Source organism: Rhodococcus sp. P1Y (assembly GCF_003641205.1).
In the GTDB taxonomy this organism is placed as follows: Bacteria; Actinomycetota; Actinomycetes; order Mycobacteriales; family Mycobacteriaceae; genus Rhodococcoides.
In genome coordinates this window covers 5456843-5471652 of record NZ_CP032762.1, presented here as the reverse complement: position 1 = coordinate 5471652, position 14810 = coordinate 5456843, and the positions used below count along the sequence as shown (strand labels likewise).

Here is a 14810-nt window from a genome sequence, read left to right as displayed (position 1 = left end):
GAATTGCTGTGGGGCTGTCCACTGCCTCGGTGTATCCCCAGAACGCCGAGGCAGCTTTTCGGTATGCCGCCGAATTGGGGTACGACGGTGTCGAGCTCATGGTGTGGGCCGAATCGGTCAGTCAGGACATCGCAGCCGTCAGGGCGCTCTCGCGCAAGTACCGGATCCCGGTTCAAGCGATCCACGCACCATGTCTGCTGATCTCACAACGGGTGTGGGGCGCCGATCCAGCGGTAAAGCTCGAGCGTTCGGTCCAAGCGGCCGAGGAGCTGGGTAGCTCGACCGTCGTCGTACATCCGCCTTTTCGGTGGCAGAAGAAGTACGCCGAAGGGTTCGGTGAACAGGTCGCAGACCTGGAGATGGGCTCGGACGTCATCGTTGCGGTCGAGAACATGTTCCCGATGCGAGCCGACAGGTTCTTCGGCCGCAAGGAAGGGTCCGCAGCACGTTTGCGCAAACGCGGCGGGCCGGGAGCCGCGGTGTCTGCGTTTGCGCCGTCGTACGATCCGACGGATTCCGATCACGCGCACTACACACTGGACCTGTCGCACACGGCTACCGCGGGTACCGACGCCGTCGAGATGATGAAACGGATGGGCGACGGCCTTGCTCATCTGCATCTGGCTGACGGTCGAGGCGCCTCGGTCGATGAGCATTTGATACCTGGCCACGGCGATCAACCATGCGCCGAAGTATGTGCCGAGTTGGTGCGCAAAGGTTTCCGCGGACAGGCCGTGGTAGAGATCAACACTCAGAATGCCCGCACTCTGCCGGAACGAGCGTCGATGCTCGGTCAGGCGTTGGACTTTGCGCGCAAGCACCTCGGTTAGTACACCCGGGCGTACAGCAAGAATTCGGAAAGGCTCGAGCAATGAGTAGTCCCTTCGCGGCGGCGACGACGCTGACCACACTCGAACAGACGGAGACCGACGGAAACTACGGCGCGGTCATCGACTCGACCTGGACGATCGGACCGAAAGTTCACGGTGGAACGATGCTCGCGGCAGCGGCGGCCGCGGCACGGAAGCAGTTGCAGGAGAGCGACATTCAACCGCTTGCGGTCAGCGCCAGTTATCTCAGCGCACCGGACCCGGGCGAGGTCGAGCTGGCAGCGACCGTCCGCAAGCGCGGCAAACAGGTGTCGCACGTCGACGTCGAACTCACCCAGGGCGGCCGCGTCGCCATGCGCGCCGCCGTCACGCTGGGGCGACCGGATACCGACTCGCCCAGGTACGAGGTGGCGTCGCCACTCGCGTCGATGCCCGTCGAGCCGCCCGAGGGCACTCAGGCCATCGGCGGCGACCATCCGATGGCGTCGATCGTTCACGTCGCGCAAGGATGTGACATGCGTATCGACCCCGGTTCCGCGCACTTCTTGACCGGCCAGCAGGGGGAGCCCGAAGTTCGCATGTGGGTGCGCCCGCACGCGGGTGACGAGGCCGATGCCGATACGGCCCTCCTGTTCGCGCTGATGACGGGCGACATCTGTGCGCCGGTGACGATGAATCGTGGGATGTTCGGCTGGGCTCCGACGGTCCAGCTGACGGCGTACGTTCGGCGAGCACCCAGTCCCGGCTGGCTACGCGTCGCGGCGAACAGCACTGTCATCGGTGGAACCTGGTTCGAGGAGGACCACCTTGTCCTCGACTCGACTGGCGCAGTTGTGGTGCAGAGTAGGCAACTTGCGATGGTGCCGCGGTAGGTGCTGCGCACCGGCGTGAATGTTCGGTCGCAGGCTTCGGGCACGCTACCCGCACACAGGCGGCGGAGCCGCCGATCTAGGCTTGCCCGCATGACGAGAATTGCTGTAATCGGTGGCGGGCGGATCGGCGAGGCGCTGATCGCCGGGTTGCTCGAATCGGGTCACGCGGTCCGTGACCTCGTAGTGGCCGAGAAGTTCGATGCCCGCGCGGCCGAGTTGGCATCCGCCTTTGGAATCCTGACAACGACAATCGCCGAAGCATCCGAGAACGCGGATGTCATCGTGCTGGCCGTCAAACCCGGTGACGTCGACGGCGCACTCACCGAGGTCGCGAAGATCGACCTCGACGGCGAGCGCGAACAGCTGATCGTCTCCCTCGCAGCGGGCGTCCCGACGTCCAAGTTCGAGCCGAAGCTCCCTGCTGGCTTCCCCGTGGTGCGGGTCATGCCGAACACTCCGATGCTCGTCGGTGAAGGCGTGAGTGTGCTTGCGCCTGGCCGGTACGCCAAGCGTGAACACCTCGACCTGGTGGAGAAGATCCTGTCGTCGGTGGGCAAGGTGGTGACCGTCAAGGAGAGTCAGCTCGACGCAGTCACTGCCGTGTCCGGGTCCGGTCCGGCCTATTTTTTCCTCGTCGCCGAGGCGATGATCGACGCCGGTGTCGGGCTCGGTTTGACGCGCGACGTCGCCTCCGCGCTCGTCGTTCAGACGATGGTCGGCTCCGCTGCGATGCTGGATCGGGCCGACGAGACGCCAACCGAGCTTCGATACGCCGTGACCTCTCCCGGCGGCACGACAGCAGCGGCAGTCCGAAAATTGGAGGAAAATGGCCTCCGAGCAGCCTTTTTCGATGCGTTGACGGCTGCGAAGGCTCGTGCAGCTGAGATGGGCGTCACAGCAGAATAAAAAATTGGTTGCCTACACCCGTCGCAGTAACACCATTGGTCACGTTAGGCTCACAGGTAGCACGTGCGTGTCTGTTCGGCAGGAGGGGAAGCCTGCCGCGCGAGACGTGCCGGAGGTATGTGGATTGATGGCGCCTGTAAACAAGTCGTCCAAGGGTTCGTCCCCGGACGGTCAACTAGCTGGAACGCAATTCCTCACGGTTGCCGAAGTGGCAACGCTGATGAGGGTGTCGAAAATGACTGTGTACCGCCTGGTACACGGCGGAGAGCTGCCCGCTGTACGAGTGGGTCGATCGTTCCGTGTGCACGCCAAGGCGGTACACGACTACCTCGAGACCTCGTACTTCGACGCGGGCTGAACCGCATCGAAGGTACGCGGACGGGTATCGACGAGTGGACCGGGCCGGTTTCGTGGATCGATGTCCACACCGGTAAGGTGGAGACTCGTCGTGTTCGAGTAATATCGGCACTCGTCCCAGGGTCACGAGCGGAGCCTGCGGAGAGAGCAGGTTGGCTGAAAGTTGCATCGAGCTTCGACCTTGGAGGTTCAAGCAGATCGAGGCCCGAGCGCCAGCTTGGGGATCGACGGCCTGTCTTGCCCTGATCGGGTGAGCGGGTTCGAGGTGCCAGGTAGGCGTACGCAACTTCGCGTGCGCGAAAACGCTAGAGAAGAACGTGAGGACACCCGCCATGGGTTCAGTGATCAAGAAGCGTCGCAAGCGCATGTCGAAGAAGAAGCACCGCAAGTTGCTTCGACGCACTCGAGTGCAGCGCAGGAAACTCGGTAAATAAGAGTTCTGCGGACAAGCCCGTCACCGTTCTCGGTGGCGGGCTTCTCTGTATTCGGAGCAGTCCGTATTCGTAGCAGTCCGCGCAATTCGTCGCAGTCTGCGCACGAGATCAGAGGCGCCGTCTCGGCCCACATTTTCCTGCACATCGCGGCACTCGTGGTCCGCTCGCATCTTCGCGGGATTGCAGTAGGCTGCAGGCCAGCGGCAATCAATCGGGGGTGTGCGTGACTTCGAACGATCGAGGCGTTGCAGCGCCCAAAGTGGTGCTGGTCACCGGCGCGAGTCGTTTTCTCGGCGGCTATCTCGTCACCCGACTCGCACAGAACCCCGCCATCGACCGAGTTATCGCAGTCGACTCGCAATCGCCGAGCAAAGATCTTCTTCGACGGATGGGGCGCGCCGAGTTCGTACGCGCCGACATTCGCAACCCGCTCATCGGAAAAGTCATCAGGAACGCGGGCGTCGACACCGTCGTACACGCAGCCACCGTCACGAAACCGCCGCGGTCCGGCGGGCGAGCGACGATGAAGGACCTGAACGTCATCGGCGCTATGCAGTTGTTCGCGGTGTGTCAGAAGTCGCCGTCCGTGCAGAAGGTCGTGCTTCGATCGTCCTCGTCGGTATACGGATGCAGCGCCAAGGACCCGGTGAAGTTCACCGAAGAAATGAGCGCGCGTCGCCCGCCGTCGGGGGCGTTCGCCCGCGACACCATCGACATCGAGGGCTACATCCGCGGCCTCGGCCGTCGGCGCCCCGACATCGCCGTGTCAATCCTTCGAATGGCCCCGCTGATCGGGCCTCGTCTCAACGGCTCCATCTCCCGCTACATGACCTCGCCGATCGTCCCGAGCATCGTCGGCCGAGATGCACGGATGCAGTTGCTGCACGAAGAAGATGCGCTGGCGGCGCTCGAGCGGGCGACGACCGGCGGGCCGGCCGGAACGTTCAATGTCGGAGCCGACGGCACCATCATGTTGTCGCAGGCCATCCGGCGTGCCGGGCGCATCGAGGTCCCCGTGCCGTTCGCGCTGTTCAAGAGCGTCGGGCGAGCTCTGATGGGCGGAATGATGCGCGAGTTCACCACCGAGCAGCTGGACTACTTCCACTTCGGGTGTGGCCTCGACACCACACGAATGCGATCGGACCTCGGTTTCGAACCGCGATGGACTACCGTGCAGGCATTCGACGACTTCGTGCGGGGTGCTGCGCTGCGACCGGTACTTCGAACCGAGTGGGTGGACTCGGTGGAGAAACGGGCGGTCTGGGCGGCCGACGCTGGAGCGTCACTGTCCAAAGCTGTACTTGCTGCGACAACAGGTCGAGAGAGGTGAACGAAGTGGCAAAGGTGATCCCGCTGCACGGCAGTGGTCACGGGCGAGATCGAATCGAGCACGCTCGTTCCGATCGAAGCCGCGCCGACGACAGTCGCAGCCGTCACCCGTCCTCGTACGCCGAACCGAGCGCACCCATCCAGCTCAATCCGCCGACGACACCGACACCGCCCGCGGTGTCGGAACCGAGTCAGATCGACGCAGCGGCGAACAAGCTCGTCGACACCATCTCCGAGACTGCCGAATTCGTCCGGCGGCGCCTCGCGGGCGACTACACAGTCGACGAGTTCGGCTACGATCCTCACTTCGCCGACGCACTGTGGCTTCCGCTGCTTCGCCCGCTGTTCGACAAGTGGTTCAGGGTGGAGATCAAGGGGATCGAGAACATCCCCGACGTCGGCGGCGCTCTGGTGGTGGCCAACCATGCCGGAGTCATACCCGTCGACGCGTTGATGACCTCCGTTGCGGTGCGCGATCATCACCCCGCCCATCGGCCACTGCGAATGTTGGCTGCTGACATGGCATTCGAGATGCCGGGCGTAGGGACCATCGCACGCAAGGCAGGTCACACACTTGCCTGCAATCCCGATGCCGAGCGTCTGCTGCGGATGGGCGAAGTTGCTGCTGTGTTCCCCGAAGGGTTCAAAGGCATCGGCAAGCCGTTCAGCGAGCGGTACAAGTTGCAGCGCTTCGGTCGTGGCGGATTCGTGTCCGCTGCGCTCAAAACGGGTGCCCCGATCATCCCGTGCTCCATCGTCGGATCCGAGGAGATCTATCCGAAGATCGGTGACATCACTCCGCTGGCCAGACTGATGGGCATGCCGTATTTCCCGGTGACCCCGTTGTTCCCGCATTTCGGTCCGCTTGGGCTGATCCCGTTGCCGTCTAAGTGGTACATCGAGTTCGGCAAGCCGATCTACACCGATTCGTACGACGCCCAAGCCTCGGAGGACCCGATGGTGCTGTTCGAACTGACCGACCACGTCAGGGAGACCATTCAGCACACTCTCTACCGTCTGCTGGCCAAGCGTCGCAACGTCTTCCTGGGGTAGGCAGTAACCTCGCCTCTGTGATTGACCGAGACACCGTGCTGATTCGAGACACCATTACCGAGGACCTCCCCGCGATTCTCGACATCCACAACGATGCGATCAGGAATACGACGGCGATCTGGGACGAGACCGAGGTCGGTCTGGACGAGCGGATGGACTGGCTCGCCGGTCGATTGACCGCCGGTTATCCGGTGCTGACGGCGGTCGTCGATGGCTCGGTTGCAGGCTACGCGTCGTACGCCCAGTGGCGACCCAAGAGCGGGTACCGCCTCACCGTCGAACATTCGGTGTACGTGTCGGACGAGTTTCACCGGCGGGGTATTGCGACCGCATTGTTGACCGAGTTGATCGAGCGGGCACGGACGGCAGGGATTCATGCCCTCGTCGGAGTGATCGAATCCAGGAACACCACATCGATCGCTCTCCACGAGAAGTTCGGCTTCGTGACGGTGGGGCAGATGCCCGAGGTCGGCATCAAGTTCGACGAGTGGCTTGATCTCACGTTGATGCAGTTGACGCTTTAACTAGCTCACACGGCAGTCAGCTTGCACGGCAGTCAGCTTGCACGGCGTCGACCCAGGACGGCGGCGAGGCCCCCGCCGACCGCACCCAGTGCAAGCGCGGTCGGAACCCCGATCTTGGCCGCTTTGCGGCCGGTACGAAAGTCACGAATCTCCCAGCCGCGGTTCTTGGCGAGTTCCCGCAGATCCGCGTCGGGATTGACCGCCACGGCGGTGCCGACGAGCGAGAGCATCGGAACGTCGTTGTGACTGTCCGAGTACGCAGTACAGCGCTTGAGATTGAGTCCTTCGCGAACAGCGAGGGTGCGGACGGCATGAGCTTTGCCGAGTCCGTGCAAAATGTCGCCGACGAGTCGGCCGGTGAAGATGCCGTCCTTGCTTTCGGCGACGGTGCCGAGTGCTCCGGTCAGGCCGAGTCTTTCGGCGATGATCTGCGCGAGCTCGAGCGGGGTGGCCGTCACCAGCCACACCTGCTGACCTGCATCGAGGTGCATCTGTGCGAGCGCCGCAGTGCCCGGCCAGATCTTGTCGGCGATCAGCTCGTCGTAGATCTCCTCGCCGAGCGACCGAAGTTCCGACGTCGGCCTGCCCTTGATGAACGACAGAGCTTTCTCGCGGCCGCTCGCGACGTCCTCGCTGTTCTCCTTGCCGCTCACTCTGAATTTGACTTGCTGCCAAGCGAATTGGGCAAGATCACCACTGGTGAAGTACTTGCGAGCGGCGAGACCGCGGGCGAAATGAATGATCGAGGCGCCTTGGACCATGGTGTTGTCGACGTCGAAGAACGCAGCCGCAGTCAGGTCGAGGGGAATGGACCCGCCGCCCTCGGTCTGCAACGCGATGGCTGCGTCGGCGCTCGCCTCGCCCGCCACGCTGGCGCGAACCTGAGCGTCCGAAGGGCCGAGCGGATTGCGCAGACGCCGCTTACGCCGTTTGTCCGCGCGCGGATGTGCGGTGTCGACCATGTCCTCGTCGGGTACCTCGGTCACAGGCAGGTCCACGGGCACGGGCAGGTCGACAGCCCCCGCGCCGTCAGCCCCCGCCGCGTCAGCTACCGCGCCGTCAGCTCCCGATTGGTCGGCTCCCGTCTCGTCAGGGCCGACCCCAGGCGTCTTGGAACCCCCGTTGCTCATCACGCGCACCTCCATGTTCGAGCACTGCCTAGACCCTAGTCCGTAGGTCCGACCGAAGAGCTGTCCGCGTAGCCCCGACGCACGGGTCGAGCCCGGACAGGATGTGACCTTCGTCTCTCGCAGGGGAGTGCAAGAGTGGACCTATGAATTCTGCGGAGACATCGGTGGTTCTTCTCACCCGCGCCGGCTGTCACACCTGCGTCGTCGAGTTCGAGCGTTTGAAAGCCGTGTGCGCCGATTTCGGGTTGACACCGCGGGCGGTTGACGTCGACGAAGCTGCGCGCACCGCCCCTGACCTGCGTGCCGAGTTCGGTGACCGGGTACCCGTCGTTCTGATCGACGGGAAGGAGCACAGCTACTGGGAGGTCGACGAGCGCAGATTGCGGGCAGATCTGGCCTCCAGAAGGGCACCCTAAGAAGGTGTGTTTGCTCTCGCTTTGCAGGTGAGGGCCCCTCTAGCACGGATCCAGCGACTTTGTTCATTCGTTCACAAGCAGTTACCGTGGTGCGAACGTGAACCACAGATCACCTGCCCATGATCAGCGTGAAGACATGATCAGCGTGAAGACCGGCCCACAAAAGCCGATCGGACGAGGAGCCATGAACGTGACCGAAGAGCGCCCGGCCGTGCCGGTTGGTGTCGACCGGTCGCCACGTATCGATCGAACGGTGGGCCCCGAACGCGTTATCCCACAGGCTACGGTGACGCGATTGGCCACCTACTTGCGGGTCCTCGGAATCCTTGCCGACGACGGCGTTCTCATTGTTTCCAGCGAAGAACTCGCCACGGCGGCCGGAGTTGGATCGGCCAAACTGCGCAAGGACTTGTCGTTCCTCGGTCCCAACGGAGTGCGCGGAGTCGGATACGACGTCATGCGTCTTCGCGCGCGGATCGAAAGCGCCCTCGGCCTCGATCGCGGACACAAGGTCGTGCTCGTCGGAGTCGGAAATCTCGGTGAAGCGTTGGCCAGGTACGGCGGATTCGGGCGACGCGGTTTCTCCATGGTCGGTCTCTTCGACCGCAATCCGGAGCGCGTCGGCCTCGACATCGACGGTCTGCGCGTGCAACACGTCGATTCGCTCGAGGACGCGTGCCGCGAACTCGAAGCGACGATCGGCGTCATCGCCACTCCTGACGATTCCGCGCAAACCGTCGCCTCGGCCTTCGTGGCCGGCGGCGTCGAATGCATCCTCAGTTTTTCTCCCGTAACGCTCGACGTTCCGGATCGGGTCGAGGTCCGACGGGTCGACCTCGCGGTCGAGATGCAGGTGCTCTCGTTCAATTCCTCTCGTAACGAGGCCGCGCACGGTGCGCCTGCGTTGTCTCCTGCGCCTCGACTCGGTAGAAGCCGTGGTCCGCGCGTGAGCCCGGGTTCGATACCCGGCACCCCTGCAGCAAGTAGCTCCATCGGCAGTACCTCTCTAAAGAATGGATCGGTGATTGCACCGTGAGTGTCCTTCTCGTCGGGATTTCGCACCGCAGCGCTCCCGTCGCAGTCCTCGAACGTGTCGCGATCACGGACACCGACCGGCCGAAGCTGACGGACAAGCTCATGGCCAGCGGAAATATCTCCGAGGTCATGGTCGTGTCGACGTGCAACCGCGTCGAGGTCTACGCGGTGGTCGACGCCTTCCACGGCGCTCTCGCCTCGGTCGGCGAGATTCTTGCCGAACATTCGGGTCTCGCGGTGCCGGACCTCACCAAGCACGCGTACGTGCGATACAGCGAAGCTGCCGTCGAGCACCTGTTCGCCGTCGCGAGCGGCCTGGACTCCATGGTCATCGGTGAGCAGCAGATCCTCGGTCAGATTCGCGCCGCCTACGCGGCGTCCGACGGGCAGCAGGCGTCGGGACGAGTACTGCACGAACTGGCACAGCAGGCGCTCCGCGTCGGCAAGCGTGTGCACTCCGAAACAGGCATCGACTCGGCCGGCGCATCGGTCGTCTCGGTGGCGCTCGACCGTGCTGCGGACCTGTTCGGCGGCAGCCTTGCCGGGCGCACCGCAGTCGTCCTCGGTGCAGGCGCGATGGGCGGGCTGTCGGTCGCGCACCTCGGCCGCGCGGGCATCCAGCGTTTGATCGTCGTCAACCGCACGCGTGAGCGCGCCGTCCATCTGGCCGAAACGGCCTCCTCGGCCGGTGTCGACGCCTCGTCGGTGGATCTGGAAGACATCGCTTCGGCTCTGTCGGACGCCGACGTACTCGTCACCTGTACCGGCGCCGTGGGCGCAGTCGTCTCGCTCGCCGATGCTCATCTCGCGCTTGCACAGCGCGAAGCCGGGCGAGCGCTGGCCATCTGCGACCTCGGCCTCCCTCGCGACGTCGACCCGGCCGTTGCAGGTCTGCCCGGTGTCGAGGTCTTCGACATGGAGTCGCTTCAGCGTGATCCCGCCGCGGGGGCGGCGTCCTCAGACGCGTCGGCGGCCCGAGAAATCGTCTCCTCCGAGTTGTCCGGGTATTTGGCGGGGCAGCGTCTCGCGGAGGTAACCCCGACGGTGACCGCCCTGCGCCAGCGTGCTGCCGAGGTGGTCGAGGGCGAATTGATGCGGCTCGAGTCGCGGTTGCCCGGGTTGGATTCACCGCAGCGCGACGAGGTGGCACGGACCGTGCGACGCGTCGTCGACAAACTTCTTCACTCGCCGACCGTGCGGGTCAAGCAACTGGCCACCACCCCGGGTGGCGACTCCTACGCGGCGGCATTGCGCGAGCTCTTCGAGCTGAGCCCCGGTGCCGTCGAGGCTGTCGCCAGCCCTGTCGAGATCAACGGAATGGAACTCGTGGACGACTTCACAGCCAGCCGAACCGATGTCCAGAAGGGACAGCCGGAGTGAGCGAGATCGGCGCCCGGGTAATTCGGATCGGAACACGCGGTTCGTTGTTGGCCACGACGCAGGCGGAGACGGTTCGTCAGGGGCTCATAGCAGCAGGACTGAATGCCGAACTCGTCATCGTCAAGACCGCGGGCGACCTGTCGGCTGCCCCAGTGCAGACGATCGGCGTCGGCGTATTCACCGCAGCCCTGCGTGAGGCCCTCACCGACGGCAAGGTCGACATCGCGGTGCACTCGTACAAGGATCTGCCGACGGCTCCGGACGAGCGATTCGTCATCGCCGCTGTCCCCGAGCGCGAAGACCCGCGTGACGCGCTCGTCGCGCGTGACGGTCTGGTTCTCGGTGAACTCCCGGCGGGAGCGAAGATCGGCACGTCCGCGCCTCGCCGCGTCGCGCAGCTACGCGCTCTCGGCCAGGGACTGAACGTCGTGCCCCTGCGCGGCAACCTCGACACCCGAATCGGCAAGGTCGCCTCCGGCGAGCTCGATGCCGTCGTGGTGGCGCGGGCCGGGCTCGCTCGAATCGACAGACTCGAGGTCGTCACCGAATCCCTCGACCCGGTTCAGATGCTGCCTGCACCTGCGCAGGGCGCCCTCGCGGTCGAATGCCGAACCGCCGACACCGATCTCGTCGAGGTGGTTCGCACACTCGACGACGCCAACTCGCGCGCAGCCGTCGCAGCCGAGCGCGGACTGCTCGCCGAGCTCGAAGCAGGGTGCACGGCTCCGGTCGGAGCCGTCGCCGAGGTTGTCGAATCGATCGACGAGGACGGACGGATCTTCGACGAGATCTCGCTGCGCGGATGCGTCGCGGCGATCGACGGAAGCGACAGCATCAGAGCATCGATCGTCGGATCGATCGCAGGCGCCGAGGAACTCGGCCGCGACCTCGCTCGGGAACTGCTCGATCTGGGAGCGCGAGATCTCGTGGCTGTCACCGAACCAGCCGTACCAGCACACACCGGGGGAGCAACCCATGTCTAGGTCGATCACTGCACCGACCCGCGGACGCGCCAAACGCACGGCCCCGAGGCCCATTGTCCGCGGCGGCGCCATCGCGACCGCCCGGCTGATACCGAAACGGGGCCCGGCAACCCCGATCGAACTGCATTACCCATACAAGAAAGCACTGGAGAACAACCGATGAGCCCAGTCCGCAAGAACGCCAACGGGCGAATCCTGTTCGTGGGGTCAGGGCCGGGTGACCCGGCTCTGCTCACCGTCCGAGCACGCGAGGTTCTCGGCGCAGCCGAGCTCGCCTTCACCGACCCCGACGTCGACAAGGGCGTCGTCGCGCTCGTCGGCGCCGATTTGCCTCGTGACGCGGAGACCGGAGAGAACGGCGTCGACGTCCGTCCCGCTCTCGGTGAGCCCGCCGAGGTCGCCAAGACTCTGCTCGCGGAGGCGAAGAACGGTCACGACGTCGTCCGCCTCGTCTCGGGCGATCCGTTGACGGCCGATTCCGTCATCGCCGAGGTCAGTGCCGTCGCTCGCACACACGTGCAGTTCGAGGTCCTTCCCGGCTTGCCGTCCGGCTCGGCGGTACCCAGCTACGCCGGTATGGCACTCGGCTCCGGCCACACCGAAGCGGACGTCCGCGGTGAAGTCGACTGGGCCGCGCTCGCCGCAGCCCCTGGGCCGCTCGTGCTGCATGCCACCTCGGGCCACCTCGCCGAGACCGCCAGTGCGCTCGTCGAACACGGCCTGGCGCCTCAGACGCCTGCCGCGATCACCGTTCGCGGCACCACTCGTCAGCAGCGCACCGTCGAGGCGACGCTCGCGACGCTGAACGACGCGGGTAGCGAGCTCGTCGGCTCCCTCGTCGTCACCGTCGGCAAGGTCGTCACCGGCCGAAACAAGATGTCCTGGTGGGAATCGCGCGCGCTGTACGGCTGGACCGTGCTCGTGCCCCGCACGAAGGATCAGGCCGGTGAGATGAGCGATCGGCTCGTCACACACGGTGCGATCCCGATCGAGGTTCCGACCATTGCCGTCGAGCCTCCTCGTAGTCCCGCGCAGATGGAACGGTCCGTCAAGGGCCTCGTCGACGGTCGTTACCAGTGGGTCGTCTTCACCTCCACCAATGCGGTCCGGGCCGTGTGGGAGAAGTTCGAAGAGTTCGGTCTCGACGCCCGCGCGTTCTCCGGTGTCAAGATCGCCTGTGTCGGCGAAGCGACGGCCGAGAAGGTGCGCTCGTTCGGCATCAACCCCGAACTGCTTCCGTCGGGCGATCAGTCCTCCCTCGGGCTCCTCGAGGACTTCCCGCCGTACGACGAGGTGTTCGACCCGGTCAATCGAGTTCTGTTGCCGCGCGCCGATATCGCGACCGAAACGTTGGCCGAAGGTCTTCGCGAACGGGGATGGGAGATCGACGATGTCACGGCGTACCGCACGGTTCGCGCCGCGCCGCCACCCGCCGAGACCCGCGAGATGATCAAGACCGGCGGCTTCGACGCGGTGTGCTTCACGTCGAGTTCGACCGTCCGCAATCTCGTCGGTATCGCAGGCAAGCCCCACGCCCGCACCTTGGTCGCGTGCATCGGACCGAAGACGGCCGAGACGGCTGTCGAGTTCGGACTGCGCGTCGACGTGCAGCCCGAGACGGCGCAGGTGGGACCTCTCATCGAAGCGCTCGCCGAGCACGCTGCCCGACTGCGCGCCGAAGGTGCACTGCCGCCTCCGCGCAAGAAGTCGCGTAGGCGCTGACGAACGATGTTTCCAGTGGACCGCCCTCGCAGGCTGAGGCGAACCCCGGCGCTCAGGCGGTTGGTCGCCGAAACTTCGTTGCAGCCACGGCATCTGGTGTTGCCGATGTTCGTCGCCGACGGAATCTCCGAGGCTCGTGAGATTTCGTCGATGCCGGGTGTCTTCCAGCACACGCTCGATTCGTTGAGCAGGGCTGCCGAGGAAGCTGTTGCTGCTGGGGTCGGCGGCGTCATGCTGTTCGGCGTCCCCCGGCCCGAGGACAAGGATGCCGACGGCACGGGCGGCAGCGACCCCCACGGCATTCTCAACAGAGGTCTTGCTCGTTTGAAGGCCGACCTCGGTGACTCGACGGTGATCATGGCCGACACGTGTCTCGACGAGTTCACCGACCACGGCCACTGCGGAGTGCTGACGCCGGATGGGGTCGTGGACAACGACGCAACCCTGGCCCGCTACGTGGATATGGCTGTCTCGCAAGCGGATGCAGGTGCACATCTTCTCGGCCCGAGCGGAATGATGGATGGGCAGGTCGCCGCGATTCGCGACGGACTCGACGCGGCCGGGCACACCGAGGTCGGTCAATTGGCTTACTCGGCGAAGTACGCGTCGGCGTTCTACGGCCCGTTCCGTGAGGCCGTCGGTTCGTCCTTGAAAGGCGATCGGCGTACGTATCAACAGGATTCGGCCAACAGGCGTGAAGCTGTGCACGAGGTGGAGCTCGATCTCGCCGAAGGCGCAGACATGGTGATGGTCAAGCCGGCGATGAGCTATCTCGACATTCTGCGGGACGTCGCGAACATTTCGCCCGTTCCCGTTGCTGCGTACCAGATCTCGGGCGAGTACTCGATGATCACCGCGGCCGCGCAGAACGGGTGGATCGATCGTGATGCTGCGGTGCTCGAATCCCTGACGTGTATCAGGCGCGCGGGCGCGGACGTCGTGCTCACCTATTGGGCGACCGAGGCGGCGAGCTGGCTGTGAGCAACAACTGGAACCCGGAGAACGAGCAACAGCCGCCGCAACCGGATTGGCAGCGCTGGGAGGCCGAACACGGACCGACGAGCGTCGAATTCCCGCCCCCGGGGCCACCGCCCCGCGCGCCGGTCGAGCGTCCGGCTCCGGTGGACATCGAGACTGCGCGGCACCTGTGGTGGGTCGTTGCTGGGCTTGGCCTTCTGTCGTTGTTGTTGACGTTGATCGTCGTCAACGGCGAACGCGAGGTGTTTGCGCAACAGTTGGTCGACGACGTGAAAGCGCAGGACCCGACCCTTCCGCTCACGGTCGACTCGGCGCAGGGTTATCTGACGGCCGCCCTCGTTGTGATGGCACTTATCGGTATCGGTTTCGCTGCGTTGTTCGTCTACTGGGTCAAGAAGATGCGAATGGGCAAGGTGTGGGCGCGCGCTGTGCTGACGATGATCGGAACGGTCACCGTGGTCCTGGCCCTGCCCCAGCTGTTCGGCTTCGGCGTCGACGGTGGCGCGGTGCAGATCGTCATGAGCGTCGCAGGCATTCTTCAGGGCGTCGTAGCAGCTGGTGCTGTCTATTTGATGCATCGCAAGGAGTCGAACGCGTACTTTGGCGACGCATCGAAGAGATAGTTGTTGCGTGTCACATCCGTCACTTCAGTAACATGTGACTAGTATCACCGTTGATGGGGGATCCTTCGACGGAACGGAACTCGGATCCATGACGCAGCCCGAAATCAGACCGGACGAGAACGCCGAGCGAGGCAGGCCGATGTGGGCGCTGCTGGGTCTTCTCGTGGCAGTGTCCGTCGCCGTCTTCATCATGACCTTGGGGTTCAGTGCAGCCTGATCGGTCCTGGTTTCGCTGGCG

At 64.6% G+C, this 14810-nt stretch carries 18 protein-coding genes; 17 read left to right on the top strand and 1 reads right to left on the bottom strand.

The genetic code is table 11. The annotated features are described in order from the left end of the window. Window positions 1–8 precede the first annotated feature (8 nt). The 8 genes from D8W71_RS25270 to D8W71_RS25235 all read left to right on the top strand — a co-directional run bounded on the left by D8W71_RS25270 (window position 9) and on the right by D8W71_RS25235 (window position 6305). The gene (locus D8W71_RS25270) at window positions 9–830 is read left to right on the top strand and encodes a sugar phosphate isomerase/epimerase family protein (RefSeq protein ID WP_201265458.1); all 822 of its coding nucleotides are present in this window, start codon (window positions 9–11) and stop codon (window positions 828–830) included. A gap of 41 nt (window positions 831–871) precedes the next feature. Beyond that, a complete protein-coding gene (locus tag D8W71_RS25265; protein ID WP_121117644.1) occupies window positions 872–1702 on the top strand; it encodes a thioesterase family protein in 831 nt (276 codons plus the stop codon). A gap of 90 nt (window positions 1703–1792) precedes the next feature. Continuing rightward, on the top strand, window positions 1793–2608 hold the full coding sequence (gene proC, locus D8W71_RS25260; protein WP_121117642.1) for a pyrroline-5-carboxylate reductase: 816 nt from the start codon (window positions 1793–1795) through the stop codon (window positions 2606–2608). A 127-nt stretch (window positions 2609–2735) separates the two neighbouring features. Continuing rightward, entirely contained in the window at window positions 2736–2966 is a 231-nt protein-coding gene (locus D8W71_RS25255; RefSeq protein ID WP_121117640.1) for a helix-turn-helix domain-containing protein, read from the top strand. 331 nt (window positions 2967–3297) lie between these two features. After that, the gene (locus D8W71_RS25250) at window positions 3298–3399 is read left to right on the top strand and encodes a 30S ribosomal protein bS22 (protein WP_003402602.1); all 102 of its coding nucleotides are present in this window, start codon (window positions 3298–3300) and stop codon (window positions 3397–3399) included. 223 nt (window positions 3400–3622) lie between these two features. Next, the gene (locus tag D8W71_RS25245; protein WP_201265189.1) at window positions 3623–4729 is read left to right on the top strand and encodes an NAD-dependent epimerase/dehydratase family protein; all 1107 of its coding nucleotides are present in this window, start codon (window positions 3623–3625) and stop codon (window positions 4727–4729) included. Beyond that, the gene (locus tag D8W71_RS25240) at window positions 4726–5781 is read left to right on the top strand and encodes a lysophospholipid acyltransferase family protein (protein ID WP_121117638.1); all 1056 of its coding nucleotides are present in this window, start codon (window positions 4726–4728) and stop codon (window positions 5779–5781) included. Before D8W71_RS25245 ends, D8W71_RS25240 begins: the two co-directional genes overlap by 4 nt. A 35-nt stretch (window positions 5782–5816) precedes the next feature. After that, window positions 5817–6305, top strand: coding sequence for a GNAT family N-acetyltransferase (locus D8W71_RS25235; RefSeq protein WP_121119897.1), 489 nt, complete (start codon window positions 5817–5819; stop codon window positions 6303–6305). 32 nt (window positions 6306–6337) lie between these two features. Here D8W71_RS25235 and D8W71_RS25230 read toward each other — a convergent pair whose 3' ends face one another. Further along, window positions 6338–7267: an HAD family hydrolase gene (locus D8W71_RS25230; RefSeq protein WP_236078147.1), complete on the bottom strand. Its 930-nt coding sequence runs from the start codon at window positions 7265–7267 to the stop codon at window positions 6338–6340. A gap of 311 nt (window positions 7268–7578) precedes the next feature. Here D8W71_RS25230 and D8W71_RS25225 point away from each other — a divergent pair, with 311 nt between their 5' ends. From D8W71_RS25225 to D8W71_RS28210, 9 genes are all read left to right on the top strand, one after another. Continuing rightward, complete coding sequence (locus D8W71_RS25225) at window positions 7579–7851, top strand: glutaredoxin family protein (RefSeq protein ID WP_121117634.1); 273 nt, start codon at window positions 7579–7581, stop codon at window positions 7849–7851. Window positions 7852–8035: 184 nt separating this feature from the next. After that, window positions 8036–8887: a redox-sensing transcriptional repressor Rex gene (locus D8W71_RS25220; protein ID WP_121119895.1), complete on the top strand. Its 852-nt coding sequence runs from the start codon at window positions 8036–8038 to the stop codon at window positions 8885–8887. Then, window positions 8884–10266: a glutamyl-tRNA reductase gene (locus D8W71_RS25215; protein WP_121117632.1), complete on the top strand. Its 1383-nt coding sequence runs from the start codon at window positions 8884–8886 to the stop codon at window positions 10264–10266. The genes D8W71_RS25220 and D8W71_RS25215 overlap by 4 nt, the downstream gene beginning before the upstream one ends. Beyond that, a complete protein-coding gene (gene hemC, locus D8W71_RS25210) occupies window positions 10263–11249 on the top strand; it encodes a hydroxymethylbilane synthase (protein WP_121117630.1) in 987 nt (328 codons plus the stop codon). The genes D8W71_RS25215 and hemC overlap by 4 nt, the downstream gene beginning before the upstream one ends. After that, window positions 11242–11412 (top strand): hypothetical protein, encoded by a 171-nt coding sequence (locus tag D8W71_RS27425; protein ID WP_153275429.1) that lies wholly within the window; start codon window positions 11242–11244, stop codon window positions 11410–11412. Before hemC ends, D8W71_RS27425 begins: the two co-directional genes overlap by 8 nt. Further along, window positions 11409–12971 (top strand): uroporphyrinogen-III synthase, encoded by a 1563-nt coding sequence (locus D8W71_RS25205; protein WP_121117628.1) that lies wholly within the window; start codon window positions 11409–11411, stop codon window positions 12969–12971. Before D8W71_RS27425 ends, D8W71_RS25205 begins: the two co-directional genes overlap by 4 nt. 6 nt (window positions 12972–12977) lie before the next feature. Beyond that, window positions 12978–13952: a porphobilinogen synthase gene (gene hemB / locus D8W71_RS25200; RefSeq protein ID WP_121117626.1), complete on the top strand. Its 975-nt coding sequence runs from the start codon at window positions 12978–12980 to the stop codon at window positions 13950–13952. Next, window positions 13949–14572: a hypothetical protein gene (locus D8W71_RS25195; protein ID WP_121119894.1), complete on the top strand. Its 624-nt coding sequence runs from the start codon at window positions 13949–13951 to the stop codon at window positions 14570–14572. Before hemB ends, D8W71_RS25195 begins: the two co-directional genes overlap by 4 nt. Window positions 14573–14660: 88 nt before the next feature. Then, complete coding sequence (locus D8W71_RS28210) at window positions 14661–14789, top strand: hypothetical protein (protein WP_268959850.1); 129 nt, start codon at window positions 14661–14663, stop codon at window positions 14787–14789. Window positions 14790–14810: the final 21 nt, after the last annotated feature.